Below are 14,063 nucleotides of genomic sequence, written 5' to 3'. Positions count from 1 at the left end.
AGGAAGAAGTAAATGAGTTTCGAAGAATACAAGAATGTATGGGTGTACATTGAGACCAATAAGGGCGACGCAAAGAACGTAGGCCTTGAGCTTCTCAATCCCGCAAGAGGTCTTGCTGATTTCCACAAAGAGAACGTTATCGCTCTCGTAATCGGCTACAAGACCGAGGCTGCCGTTAAGAAGGCATTCGCATATGGCGCAGACGAAGTTTACGTAGTAGACGACGAAGTTTTTGACGAATATTCGACCGACGCTTATGTAAAGGCTATCGTTGATACCGTTAACCTCTACAAGCCGTCCGCATTACTTATAGGCGCTACGAACAACGGCCGTGACATGGGCCCGCGTATCTCCTGCCGTCTCCAGACCGGTCTTACCGCTGACTGCACGCAGCTCGGTATAGACGAAGAGAGCGGAAACGTAGCATGGACCCGTCCGGCATTCGGCGGTAACCTGATGGCTACCATCCTTTGCCCGAACCACCGTCCCCAGATCGGTACCGTTCGTCCCGGCGTGTTCAAGAAGAACGAGCCCGTTGAAGGCAAGACCGGCAACGTTACGAACATCACCGATAAGGTTAAGATCGCTCCCGCTGACGTTCGCACGAAGCTTATCGAATTCATCAAGGAAGAGGGCGCTGAGACCGTTAACCTTGAAGAAGCTGAGATCATCGTATCCGGCGGCCGTGGTGTTAAGGGTCCCGAGGGCTTCAACACCATCAAAGAGCTTGCAGACGCGATCGGCGGCGTAGTAGGCGCATCGCGCGCAGCAGTTGACGCAGGTTGGATCCCGCACGCACATCAGGTTGGTCAGACCGGTAAGACCGTTGGCCCGAAGATCTACATCGCTTGCGGTATCTCCGGCGCTATCCAGCACCGCGCAGGTATGTCCTCCTCCGAGTGCATCATCGCAATCAACAAGGATCCCGATGCTCCGATGTTCGACATCGCTGACTACGGTATCGTTGGCGACCTCTTCGAGGTATGCCCCGCACTCGCAGCAGAGATCAGAAAGCTGAAGGCTCAGTAAGATCTAACTCTTAATTAAAAAAGCTCCGTCCAAGCGACGGAGCTTTTTTGTGTTTGATAAAGCGAAAGGCTTCCCCACGGATCCACCCCCAAATATGATGCATTTGGGGGTTAAGACAGACGACGTCTGCAAAGCAGATGGATAAGGCGCAGGCGCACACGCCTCTTACGCGAAGTACGGCGAGTTTTGCCCCCTCGCTTCTCCGGGCGGCATGAAGAATTATTGCCGAAGAAGCACCATTCCCGGCATAGCAATGAAATCTTTAGAACACGTTCCGAAAAAATAAAATCCCGCCGCGCCGACAAAACACGACGTATTTGACCGAGATTGATATAAAATAAACAATCGTTGACATTATCGTTTAGTTGCGCTAATATGTATTTGAAATTGGAAGACGTATGCTCTTCCGATAAAAAAAGACTCATTTTGAAAGGAAGGACCTAAAATGAACAAGAAACTTTTAAGAAGCATCCTGTGCATCGTACTGGCTCTTTCGCTGGTATTTGTATTCGCAGCATGCGGCAGCCAGCAGAAGGCTGAAGAAGCAGCAGATCAGGCAGAGCAGGAAATCGACGAAGCTCTCGATGAGCTCGACGCAGCTATCGACGAAGCAGACGCAGCTCTTGACGAAGCAGAAGCCCCCTTCATGGATGCAGTTGTAACGCTCACCGAAGACGAGCTCTTAGTTGATCCCGACGTTGTTATCAATTACGGCGATTATGCAGCTATGAGCGACCTCGCTTCCGCTATCCAGAACGGTGAAATGGACGGCGCTCTCGTTGCTATCGACGGCGACGTAAGCCAGTTCTCGTCCGGTATGTCTTTCAGCATCACTGAGAGAGATGAAGAAGCAGGCCAGTCCATCGGTACTACGTTCCTCATCCAGGGCGCTCCCGAGTCTGCTTATCCGGCAGACGGCACTCGCGTAGTAATTATCGGTAAGGTTGCAATTGACCCCTCCGGCAACTTCTACTGCATCAACACTCTTCCGGACGCTGTTCAGGTAGTTCAGTAATTTAAGACTTTGTCTTTAAAAGTCCGCATTTGCGGAACGAATTAAGTAATAGAAGCCCTGCGCGTAATAACGTGCGGGGCTTTTTTCTGCGAAAATGCATAGTTTTCAGTCGGCGCCTCCTGCAAAAAAAGCGCAGGCATAATTTTATGCAAAACACACAAAAATTATAGTTGAACTCTGAGGAAAAATATAGTAAACTAAAAGCATAACATTGAGCGTATTGACTGAAGCGACAAAATGATAATGGAAAGGCGGGATTTTACAGTGAAATACGAAAAGCTCTTTCAAAAAGGCAAAATAGGCAAAATGGAGCTGAAAAACAGGATAGTCATGCCCCCGATGGGCACGGGACTTAACTCCGCTTCGGGCGAAGTAACGGAGCATATCATCAAATATTATGAAGAGCGCGCCAAGGGCGGCTGCGGTCTCATAATCACAGAGATTTCGCGTGTTGACGACGAGTGGGGCGTTGGTATGCCTAACCAGATACAGGTCACTCACAATAAGTATATCGCGGGTATCGAGCGTCTGGCAAAGGCAGTGCATAAGCACGATTCGAAGCTGCTTATTCAGCTTCAGCATGCAGGACGCGAGAACCGTTCGTCGCTCATCGAAGGCCGTCAGATCGTTGCTCCCAGCGCGATCCCCTGCAAGGTGGTCGGCGAAATGCCGCGCGCGCTTACAACTGCGGAATGTGAAATGCTCGTTGCGAAGTTCATAAAGGGCGCAGTTATCGCAAAAATGGCTACTGCCGACGGCGTTGAGCTCCATGCCGCTCACGGCTACCTCATCAACCAGTTCTTAAGCCCTTACACCAACAAGCGCGAGGACAAATCCGGCGGCAATTTTGAAAAGCGTATGCGCTTCATTCAGGAGATAATCGACGGCATCCGCTTAAAGTGCGGCCGCGACTTTATAATAAGCGTACGTATCTCGGCAGACGAGTTCGTCGAGGGCGGTCTGCGCATAGAGGATTCCGTTGAGATCGCGCGCCGTCTTGAATATATGGGCATAAACTGCATAAACGTATCGACGGGCATCTATGAATCGTCGTACACGATAGTTGAGGACTACGTTTTTGAGCAGGGCTGGAAGAGAAAGTATGCAGCGGAGATAAAGAAGGCCGTTAAAATGCCTGTTATCGCGTGCTGCAATATAAAGCGACCCGAGGTTGCAGAGGAGCTGCTCGAAACGGGCGTGTGCGACTACGTTGCTTTGGGACGTCAGCAGCTTGCCGAGCCCGAATGGGGCAATAAGTCAAAGGCAGGCCGCGAAGCCGATATACGTCCCTGCATCGGCTGCCTCTATTGCTTCAAGGAAATAGGCATGATGCGCACGATAAAGTGCACAGTAAATCCGAGGCTCGGCCGCGAAGTTGAGTTCGCGCGCTTTGAAAAGGACGGCGCAGGCCGCAAGGTAGTAGTTGCGGGCGGCGGCCCCGGCGGCATGGAGGCCGCAAGGGTGCTTGCAATACGCGGCTTTGACGTGACTCTTCTTGAGAAGTCGGATAAACTGGGCGGCACATTGAATATCGCGGACAAGCCGCCGCACAAGAAGTATCTTACGTGGCTTGCAGCCAACCTGGAGCATCAGATAAGAGAGCTTGGAGTTGACATAAAAACGGGCTGCGAGGCTACCGTTGACGAAATAAAGAAGTACGACCCCTACGCAGTTATCGTTGCGGCAGGCGGCACGCCCACAGTACCGCGCATACCCGGCATAGACAAGCCTAATGTAGTTTTGGCAGAGGAGCTTATCGTTAAGAAGCACGTTGACTTAAAGGGCAAGAACGTGGCTATTATAGGCGGCGGCGTAACGGGCCTTGAGGTTGCCGAAATGTTCGGCGAGGAGTGCAATGCGACCGTTTATGAGATGGCGCGCGCCGTAGGCACGGCGCTTTATCCCGTAATAGCGCGCAGAATGCTTATGAGACTTGCTCAGAACGGCACTAAGATAGAGACGGGCACAAGCGTTGTTTCCATCGGCGACGGCGAGATAACCGTTGCTACAAGAGCAGGAGCGAGAAAAGAAAAGGCTGACGTTGTTGTGCTGGCAGTAGGCATAACGCCGAACAGAGCGTTTGCGGACGAGATCGAGGCGTCGTTTGACAACGTTAAGGTAATAGGCGACGCAAAGAAAGCCGGACTTATCTCCGATGCTATACGCGAAGGCTTTGAAAAAGCATTCGTGCTTTGATAATGAAGGGAGGATATGACTGATGACTGAATTTAAAGGCAAGACCGCCGTTATATGCGGCGCGGCGAACGGATTCGGACGCGCGCTTGCGCGCCATGCTGCGTCCTTGGGAATGAATCTCGTTATAGCCGATATAGAGAAAGATAATCTTGAGAAGCTCTGCGAGGAAGTTAAGGCTGCGGGCGTTGAGGTCATAGCCGTTCACGCCGACCTTACGCTTTTCGACGAGGCGAAGAAGGTACACGAGGCTGCAATTGCGAAGTTCGGCAAATGCGACCTTTTAATGAACTGCGTAGGTACGCTCGTGCCGGGTCAGGTATGGGAGATCCCGCCGGACGATTGGGATTGGATAATCGGCGCGAACTTAAAGAGCCACGTTTATACGATGCGTCTCTTTATGCCCGACATGATAGCGCGCGGCGAGGAGTGCCATATCGTGAACATCGCGTCTCACGCAGGCATTATAGCGTCACCCACGTCCGTTGCGTACAGCACTACGAAGTTTGCCGCAGTCGGCTTAAACGAGGGTACGTACATGGCGCTTCAGGCGAAGGGATATAAGCATATCGGCATAAGCGTAGTATGCCCCGCGTTCGTTCAGACCGACTTTTACAGATCGGCTGAGCGCCGTCCCGAGCGTTATCCCATTACCGACGATCCTTATTATGCAGGCGTTTATAAGAACGGCTATAAGGCGCTTGAGAACTTTATAAAGAAGACGGGTCTTCCGGTAGACCACTTTGCAACGATAGTTTTCCGCGGCATAAAGGACAAGCAGTTCTATATCCACACGCACAACGATTTTTACCGCGCAGTACAGAACCGCGCGACGCAGATATTGAACGACGGCAACCCGAAGCCGTAAGGACGGGAATTAAGAAGCCTCCGCAGTCAGCGGAGGCTTTTTTTACTTTAAAGCAAGAGAATTATATTGAAGCGATCGCGCCGAAGAACACAGCGCACGGCTACATTTGTTCAATACCTGCGCACACTTCCCCACTGACAGGAGCCAAAAAGCTTAAAAAGAGCTTATATAATAATTCTTCATGCGGCAAAGTAAGATAAGTTATCAAAAGCGGCTGCTTTTGTATAATAAGCACGCCCCGTATTTTTTTATGCTTTTTTCTCAAAATATGATATACTGTAATCATATACGAAGAAACAAGACCGGAGGCACATATGACAAAGAAGCATACGTTTTCAAACGGTGTAAGACTCATATATGAAAAGCTTGAAGGCATCCGCTCAGTATCGGCCGGCATATGGGTGGACTGCGGCTCAAAAAATGAAACGCCTGAGATCAACGGGGTGTCTCACTTTATTGAGCATATGATGTTCAAAGGCTCGCACGCGCGAACAGCCGCCCGGCTTGCACATGATATGGACATGCTCGGCGCTTTTATGAATGCCTTTACTTCAAAGGAGCATACTTGCTTTCATGTGAAATGCTTAGACGAGGACCTCTATTCTGCGCTGGATATTCTCTGCGAGATGTTTTTAAATCCGCTGTTTGAGGCGGATGCGATCGAGCGGGAGCGGCGCGTGATCCTTGAAGAGATAAACATGTATCTCGACACGCCCGAAGATGTGGCTACGGAGGAGCTTACAATAAACGCCTTTAAGCCTCATGCTTTCTCTCTGCCCATATTGGGAACAAGAGAGACTGTGTCGCGCATTACGCGAGACGATCTCGTTTCATATATGCAGCGCCACTACTCTGCCGAAAATATCGTAGTAGCCGTGGCGGGCAGTTTTGATGAAGATAGGCTTATATCGTATATAGAAGAGGCTTTTGCAGATGTAAGAAAGAATAACGATTCGCCTGCAGCGGGACCGATTCATTTTAACGGCGGCGAAATATTTATACCGCGAAATATAGAGCAGAACCACATAAATCTCGGCTTCCAAAGCGTGGGACGCCTTGACAGACGCACTTATGCCGCCTCAGTAATGTCTCTTATTTTTGGCGACGGTATGAGCTCCCGTCTTTACCAGACTCTCAGAGAGCAAAGCGGCCTTTGCTATAATGTCTATTCCTTCAATATGCCGATATACGATACGGGGATGTTCGTCATAGGCGCGGCGTACAGTCCCGATTCCGAGGCGGAGCTTATAAATAAGCTCGACGAATGTATTAACGACTTTGCCCGTGAGGGCGCAAACGAAGAAGAGTTTATTCGCGCCAAAAAGCAAATAATAACCAATCTCATTATGAGCTTTGAAAGCTCCTCTTCGCGTATGCCGTATATCGCACGGGGCGAACTTTTGTACGGATATGTGCGCACTCCGGACGAGCTTATCAGTCTTATTGAAAGCGTAACGCGCGAGGAGGTGAATGCCATGGCGCACGATATACTTTCGGGACAGCGCATAAGGTGTATCGTTGGCCAAAAGGCATAAGCCAATGAATGATAAAGGTCTGCTTCGCTGCCCTGTATGTGCGCGGCCGCTTATAAAAACACAAAAAACCTACGTATGCGAAAAAGGTCACAGCTTCGACATATCCTCCCATGGTTATGTAAACCTTCTTACCGCGGGCGACAAGAATTCACGCTTTCCCGGAGATGATAAACAGATGGCAAGCGCGCGTCACAGATTCCTCTCGGGCGGATATTACGCACCGCTTGCGCATAAGATGGAGCGCCTTGTTATTTATCACGCGCCGCCGCGCGCCGTGATAATCGACGCCGGATGCGGCGAGGGCTATTATACGTCATCCGTTTGCGCCGCGCTTAAAGAGCAAAACAATGCGGCGCGCATCGTCGGCTTTGATATTTCCAAATTTATCTTGAAGTACGCCTCGAAGCGCGCGCCCGATATAGAGTTTGCCGTGGCCTCATCGTATAGAATGCCCGTGAATGACGAGTGTGCCGATATTCTCATAAACTGCTTTTCCCCGCTTGCGCTGGAGGAGTTTCGGCGCGTTTTAAAGCCCGGCGGAATTTTTATATATGTAGTTCCGGGGCGCGAGCATCTGTTCGAGCTGAAAGAGATACTTTACGACAAGCCTTACGAAAATGAAGAAAAGGAAACGCCGTATGAGGGCTTTTTATACGAAAGCATCGTACCGGTAAAGACGCGCTTTATGCTTTCGTCGCGCGAAGACATAGCGGATCTGTTTAAAATGACGCCTTATTATTGGAAAACGCCGCGCACGGGACGGGAGCGGCTTGCCGAAAAAGAAAGCCTTTGGGTGACGGCGGCGTTCAATATACATGTTTTTAAAAAAACAGGCGAAAAATAAGCAATGCCTCACGTCGGATATTATATGCCGTGCCTCTCACACGAGGCGCGGCGTTTTTTAATAACTGCGTTTTTATGCTTTTGATCGCCTGCCTTATGGTAATCAAAACGAAGATCCCCGAAGGCTTTTGCCTTCGGGGATCGTATTCGTTTACATGGTATGCTTCACGCGGTCACGCTCCTCCGCGAGTTTCGCGTCGTTCCAGCGTGTCATGTCGCCCACGAGATAACCTGTGATGCGCCTTATCCTCTCAAACGGCACCGCCGCCGTCTTGAACTTTTCGGTGCACGTGCCGTCGCCGTTGTCGTGAAATTCGGCTCTCGAAATATAAAGTCCTCTCGCCTCAAGACCCTGCTCCTTTTCGGCGTTCAGTATCTCGTCCATGATGAACTTGGCGTCAAGATTATCCGGATTTATTATATCTCTATCATACATATTGTATTACCTCCTCGCAATATGCTTAATTATAAACTATATATTGTGTGCGGTCAAGCATTTTTGCGAAATTTTCACGCAGCGGAACGTTTGAAGCTTACGCATTCTTTGCTCTGTAATCGGTTATATAAGCGTCGGCAATTATCATGCTGTCTGCGAGCATCTTTGCGGTAAGAGTATCCTTTAAAGTGGTAAGCTTTGCGGTCATGCCGTTTGCAACTACTTCGCAATTCTTTAAGAGGTCGTTCTTTATTTCGGCCTCGGTGATGCCCAGATCCTTGAACGTAAGCGGGATGCCTACATCGTCCGCAAAATCAATGTACTGATTTATTTCCTCCATCGGAGCGTTTGCCCAGAAGAGATACGGAACAACGCCCGCGCCTACTAAAAGACCGTGCAGCATTCTCGTGCACTGCGGGAACTGGATGATAACGTCGTCGATAAGGTGCGGATAATGTACGGCAACGGCTATCGAAAGCGGACCGCTCGTATGCGCGATAAGGTTGATTACGGAATCGTAAGCGTTCGACGGGATGTGCGTCTTAGCCGAAAGCATTGCCTTTGCGCCGTACTTGTAGAAGGTGTCGAAAACGCACTGGCTCAAAGCCCATGCGGGAGTGATTATATCCTTTTCAACGTTCTTGTCCTTTATCGTCTGGATGCCTTCGTAAGTCGTACCTATCATATCGGCCATAGCGGCTGCCAGCGTTATCGGAGGAGCCTGAATGGTCTGCTCGGTATCAACGAGTACCAGCTCCGGATGATACGGCATATACCATGCGCCTACAGTCTTGTCTTCGTCGTTGTAAATTACGGCGATGGTGCTTGCGGGAGCGTTCGTAGCAACGATGGTCGGGCAGAGAACTACCTTGATGGGACGGCCGATCCTGTGGAATACGCCGCGAACCATATCGAGCGCCTTGCCGCCGCCGATACCGATGATGCAGTCTGCGTTGAATTTGCGCGCAGCGCCGGTTAAAGCCTCGATGTTATCTTCGGTAACCTGTTGTCCGTCAATGTCAACTATGGCGTATTCGATCTTTTTGTCCATTGCATCGTACTGGGTCGCCAGTAGTGCCGACATACCTGCGCGAAGGTTCTTTTTGTTTACATTGTTGATCATAGGCTCGTCAAAGCTCTTCTTTACTTTTGCAAGAACCTGATCCTTAACGGGACCGCATGCCATAGCGATAAGAAATCTCGAGCCGAGATGGAAAGCGTACTTTTTGAGCTCTAAAAGCGCGCCCTCGCCCTGAATGTAGCTCGCGTTCGTTCTGTATTCAAAATAAGCCATAATGTTGTTCCTCCTTGTAATATGGTTTTGTATGGTTCGTTTGCTTTTATATTATTATACAACCCGTTTTGGTAATAATCAATAAGAAAGCTTAATTTTCAGAAAAATATTATGTGGTATTTGCCCTGTGCCCGTCCGCGCCCGTAAAAAAGAGCGAAGATGCACCAAAAAACCGCAATAAGAGGCAGCGGGCAAAAAACGAAAGAAAACTAGATTATATCAGCATTTATGCACGGCGCCGACAGGCAAAAACGACTAAAAAATTCAGAGCCTACATATTATATTTTATTAACCCCTACAAAATGTATTGAGAGAGTGTAAATTTTCTTGAAAATGTATTTTTCGGTGCTATAATATGAAAGATAAAATTAAGGAGGGGCATCAATAATATGTTCGATTTCACGCTTCTTGCACCCATAGGTGCAGTGGTAGCCCTGATTTTTGCCGTAGTAATGGCTAAGAGCGTACTCAAGAACTCCGAGGGTACCGAGCAGATGGCAAAGATCGCAGGCTCCATAAGAAAGGGCGCGATGGCATACTTAAAGCGTCAGTACATAACCGTCGCAAAGGTGTTCATCGTTGTCTTTGTAGTATTGCTGATACTCGCATTCTTGCATCAGCTCAGCTTCTTTACTCCGGTTGCCTTCTTAACGGGCGGTATCTTCTCCGCTCTGGCCGGCTTCTTCGGAATGAAGATAGCTACTTCCGCAAATGCCCGCACGGCATGGGCGGCTAAGGAAAGCCTTAACAAAGGTCTTCGCGTGGCTTTCTCGGCAGGCTCCGTTATGGGCTTCGTCGTAGTAGGTCTCGGCCTTGTTGACTTTTCCATCTGGTATTTCATATTAAAGGCTGTTTACGCAGGTCTTCCCGCTCCCGAGCAGGCAGCGCAGATCACCATGCAGATGCTTACGTTCGGTATGGGCGCGTCCACGATGGCGCTGTTCGCGCGCGTAGGCGGCGGTATCTTCACGAAGGCTGCTGACGTCGGCGCTGACCTCGTAGGTAAGGTAGAGGCAGGCATCCCCGAGGATGACCCGCGCAACCCGGCAGTTATCGCCGACAACGTAGGCGACAACGTAGGCGACGTTGCAGGTATGGGCGCAGACCTTTACGAGTCCAACGTAGGCGCGAGAGTTTCGGCCTGCGCGTTGGCAGTTACGGCAGGTCTCGGCTTTGAAGGCATAGCGGCAACGATGGCTATCGTAGCTATCGGCGTATTCGCATCAGTCATTGGTTCGTTCTTTGTTAAGACTAAGGAAGACGCAGATCAGAAGGCGCTTTTATCGGCTCTCCGCCGCGGTACATATATTGCGGCCGTACTCGTTGCAGTAGCGTCGTTCTTCGTAGTACGCGGTCTTCTCGGCATGGAGCACATCGGCGTATTCGGCGCTGTTATCTCCGGTCTTTTGGCAGGTATACTCATCGGTTACTTCACCGAGTATTATACGGCAGACGCTTACAAGCCTACTCAGAAGCTTGCAGGCACGTCTGAAACCGGTTCCGCTACGATCATCATCGGCGGTCTCGCGCTCGGTATGCGTTCGACCGTTATTCCGGTAGTTATCGTAGTAGCTTCCATTATGGCAAGCTTCTATCTCTCCGGCGGCATACACAGCTATGCGCTCGGACTTTTCGGCATAGCTCTTTCGGCAGTTGCAATGCTCTCCACGCTCGGCATCACGCTCGCTACCGACGCTTACGGCCCCGTTGCCGATAATGCAGGCGGTATCGCAGAGATGACCGGTCTTGGCGAGGAAGTAAGAAAGAGAACCGACGCTCTCGACTCGCTCGGCAACACCACCGCAGCTACCGGTAAGGGCTTCGCTATCGGTTCCGCAGCTCTTACCGCACTTGCACTGCTCGTTTCCTACATAGACCAGGTACAGGCAATAAGCCCCGATTATGTGCTGAACCTCCAGCTCACCAATCCGCCCGTACTCGTGGGCGTGCTCATCGGCGCGATGCTTCCGTTCATCTTCGCCGCTATGACGATGGAATCCGTTGGACGCGCAGCTCAGTCTATAGTTGTTGAGGTACGCCGTCAGTTCAGAGAGATCGCAGGTCTTATGGAAGGCACCGCAGAGGCTGACTATCACACCTGCGTTGACCTGTGCACCAAGAGCGCACAGAAGGAAATGGTAGCTCCCGCTATCTTAGGTATAGCAGTACCGATAGTTGTCGGCATAGTATTCGGCGTAAACGGCGTTGTTGGTATGCTCGGCGGCGCAACGGCTGCAGGCTTCGTGCTCGCTATCATGATGGCGAACGCAGGCGGCGCGTGGGACAATGCGAAGAAGTACATAGAGTCTGGCGCATTCGGCGGCAAGGGCAGCGACAACCACAAGGCTGCAGTAGTCGGCGATACCGTAGGCGACCCCTTCAAGGACACCTCCGGCCCGTCCATCAACATTCTTATAAAGCTTCTTTCGATCGTTTCCATAGTATTCGCAAGCGTTGTTATCAACTGCTCGCTTATAAAGTAAGATACGGTAATATTAAAAGGCTGTCCGCTAAGGGCAGCCTTTTTTAATAGACGATGCGTCTTTATAAGTGTTTATTATACCCGCCAAAAAGCTCGCTTTTTGGCGGGTATTCTCTATACGAAAGACACCCTGCGGCGTATTATGGTCACTCCGACGAGAATCGTTAGACGTATTCCCTTCTCCTTTTTTGGATCGTTTAGCCGACGTATCAAAAGAGTGCCTTTTTATACACTAAAGGCCGTCCGATACGGACAGCCTTTTTGTATGCTTTAAGATTATCATATCTTTTTTAGGCTCTTGCGCAAAAGGATCTTATGCGTTCGCGTTGACCGCGATGACGGCGATTCTTTAAGGCACGGCCTCAATAATACGGTTCGCCGCGCAGGCGGGCGCGCACACGCACGGTATGACGAAAAAAGACTTCCGCTTGGTGTGCGGAAGTCTTTTGATATTTATCCTCGTACTGCCGAATCTGCCAGGTGATTTAGCACAAGCTCATTTAAAACAGCCATTTTTATATACGGTTTTCCGTAGGTGTCTTCAAGTTCCTGATAATTCGTTGTCATGGTGTATTCCTCAAAGTAGCTGCTCACTGCTTCGTCGGTAGCCACGATGCCGTCCTTTTCGGCTACGGCCTGTATTATCAAGTTGTATTCGGCCTGTTCTTTTATGGTATCGGCCTGCTTCTCCTTTAATTCGTCGATGCTTGCGGCGTCCAAATAGGATGATAAGAATTCTTCAAATTCCATGCCGTAGCCTTCCGCCGTAGTCTTATAATATGCCGCCATCATATCGCCCTGATAATCAAGAAGCGACTCGGGGACCTCGGAAACGGTGCTGTTCTTCATGAGGTAATCGTTTATATAGGACGAAATGTTCGTCTTTTCCATATCGGCCTTCATTTTAGTGCGCATATCGTCAACAGAAGTCCAGCCGTAATTTGCAAAATTTATACGAACAAAGTCGTCTGTGAGCTCGGGGGTCGTTTCCTCGATAATGGAATTTATCTTTATCGTAAAGACGGCGTCAACGCCCGCCTTTGTGGGGTCATTCGGATATTCCTCCGGGAAGGTCACGTTTATGTCAAATTCCTCGCCGGGCTTATGACCGATTATCTGCTCCAAGAAGCCGGGGATAAACGAATCTACGCCGATCGTTATGCGCTGATCGGTCGCAGCGCCGTTATCAAAGGCCTCGCCGTCGATATATCCCGTATAGTCGATATTTATGATATCGCCGTCGGCCACGGCACGGTCAAGTATTTCAACGTCTTCGGTGTAGTTGTTCATCAAGTATTCTATGTTGTAGTCAATTACGTCGTCGCTTACCTCATACTCCTCCGGCGCCACTTGTATGGACGCATAATCTTCGGGAAGCGTTACGTAATCGAGCGCTTTAACACCCTTAAAGGTGCCGTCTTCATTTAAACCGGCACTGTAGTTTATTGTTCCGTCGTCATTAAATACTTTTTCATTGCCGCTGCTTTGGCATCCTGCGAAAAGACCTGCAAATACGCCTGCGGCCAAAACTGCACTGAGTATTTTTAGCTTTTTGTTCATTTTTTCCTCCATTTATAAAACGAGTAATTATGGAAACAGTATATACGCTTTCTGTGAACATTTTGTGAACGCAAAGGGAATTTTATTAGTTTTTTGTGCGGTAAAAATCAGATATACCGGCCTCAATTGCCTTTATTCGCAAGACCGATGAAAGCCGAAATCATATTCTAAAGGTTTTTCATGTATTTTTTCGGCAGATATAAAAAATCTCCATGATCACATGGAGATTTTTTTCAAATAATACGGCGTCACTGCTCGCTGCGCTCGAACGACGCTATAGTCTCGTCCGTGTCTGCGTTTACGTAATCTATAAGCGAAAGATTGCCTATAAGGCCGAACGCAGTCTCGGCACAGCCCTCAAAATCAACCGCTTCGGCAGCCGTTCCCTCTTCGGCTTTCAGATAAACGGTAAGACCGTATGGCTCCTCGTCCGACTGTATCGCAATATGGTCGTATGCGTATCCTTCGGGATACTCCGTAAGTCCGGCGATATTCGCAACGCTCGAGTTGTCGCCGACGTAATCTGTTCTGTACTGCTCGAGCGGGCTTTCCTGCGCTGCGGGCTCGCTGCCGTTTTTTTCGTCTTTTTGCGAATTGTCCGCGCAGCCGCAAAGGAGGAGCGAAAACGCGACCGCCAAAGCGAGCGCGAACGTGAATGCTTTTATTTTGCGGGTTGTCAAGTCAAGTGCAACAGTTGGTCTGAAAAGACCTCATAGGGAGTTGACCAATTAAGGCATTTGCGTGGTCTTAGGTTTATCAGTGCAACAAATCGGGATAATTCATCATCAGTCATGTCGCCTAAGTCTCT

At 49.7% G+C, this 14,063-nt stretch carries 11 protein-coding genes; 7 read left to right on the top strand and 4 right to left on the bottom strand.

The genetic code is table 11. The features are described from left to right. Positions 1-12: 12 nt before the first annotated feature. From IJG50_06750 to IJG50_06725, 6 genes are all read left to right on the top strand, one after another. Entirely contained in the window at positions 13-1,029 is a 1,017-nt protein-coding gene (locus IJG50_06750) for an electron transfer flavoprotein subunit alpha/FixB family protein (GenBank protein ID MBQ3379548.1), read from the top strand. A 445-nt stretch (positions 1,030-1,474) separates the two neighbouring features. Further along, positions 1,475-2,044 carry a hypothetical protein gene (locus IJG50_06745; GenBank protein ID MBQ3379547.1) on the top strand — a complete coding sequence of 190 codons (570 nt, stop codon included), beginning with the start codon at positions 1,475-1,477 and terminating at the stop codon, positions 2,042-2,044. 264 nt (positions 2,045-2,308) lie between these two features. Further along, on the top strand, positions 2,309-4,240 hold the full coding sequence (locus tag IJG50_06740) for an FAD-dependent oxidoreductase (protein MBQ3379546.1): 1,932 nt from the start codon (positions 2,309-2,311) through the stop codon (positions 4,238-4,240). 22 nt (positions 4,241-4,262) lie between these two features. Next, on the top strand, positions 4,263-5,105 hold the full coding sequence (locus IJG50_06735; GenBank protein ID MBQ3379545.1) for an SDR family NAD(P)-dependent oxidoreductase: 843 nt from the start codon (positions 4,263-4,265) through the stop codon (positions 5,103-5,105). Positions 5,106-5,419: 314 nt separating this feature from the next. Further along, positions 5,420-6,640: an insulinase family protein gene (locus IJG50_06730; GenBank protein ID MBQ3379544.1), complete on the top strand. Its 1,221-nt coding sequence runs from the start codon at positions 5,420-5,422 to the stop codon at positions 6,638-6,640. A gap of 4 nt (positions 6,641-6,644) precedes the next feature. Beyond that, on the top strand, positions 6,645-7,484 hold the full coding sequence (locus IJG50_06725) for a methyltransferase domain-containing protein (GenBank protein ID MBQ3379543.1): 840 nt from the start codon (positions 6,645-6,647) through the stop codon (positions 7,482-7,484). A gap of 150 nt (positions 7,485-7,634) precedes the next feature. Here IJG50_06725 and IJG50_06720 read toward each other — a convergent pair whose 3' ends face one another. After that, positions 7,635-7,868 carry a hypothetical protein gene (locus IJG50_06720; GenBank protein MBQ3379542.1) on the bottom strand — a complete coding sequence of 78 codons (234 nt, stop codon included), beginning with the start codon at positions 7,866-7,868 and terminating at the stop codon, positions 7,635-7,637. Positions 7,869-8,016: 148 nt separating this feature from the next. After that, the gene (locus IJG50_06715) at positions 8,017-9,213 is read right to left on the bottom strand and encodes an iron-containing alcohol dehydrogenase (protein ID MBQ3379541.1); all 1,197 of its coding nucleotides are present in this window, start codon (positions 9,211-9,213) and stop codon (positions 8,017-8,019) included. A gap of 389 nt (positions 9,214-9,602) precedes the next feature. On the opposite strand from IJG50_06715, the gene IJG50_06710 reads away from it, so the two are divergent. Continuing rightward, complete coding sequence (locus IJG50_06710) at positions 9,603-11,696, top strand: sodium-translocating pyrophosphatase (GenBank protein ID MBQ3379540.1); 2,094 nt, start codon at positions 9,603-9,605, stop codon at positions 11,694-11,696. Between the two features lie 452 nt (positions 11,697-12,148). On the opposite strand, the gene tig is transcribed toward IJG50_06710, so the two are convergent. Next, entirely contained in the window at positions 12,149-13,255 is a 1,107-nt protein-coding gene (gene tig / locus IJG50_06705) for a trigger factor (GenBank protein ID MBQ3379539.1), read from the bottom strand. 248 nt (positions 13,256-13,503) lie between these two features. Continuing rightward, the gene (locus IJG50_06700) at positions 13,504-13,935 is read right to left on the bottom strand and encodes a DUF4825 domain-containing protein (protein ID MBQ3379538.1); all 432 of its coding nucleotides are present in this window, start codon (positions 13,933-13,935) and stop codon (positions 13,504-13,506) included. Positions 13,936-14,063: the final 128 nt, after the last annotated feature.

Source organism: Clostridia bacterium, from assembly GCA_017405765.1.
GTDB lineage: Bacteria > Bacillota > Clostridia > Oscillospirales > RGIG577 > RGIG577.
Note: the sequence above shows the minus strand (reverse complement) of the source record. Positions and strands in the feature narration are given on the sequence as shown.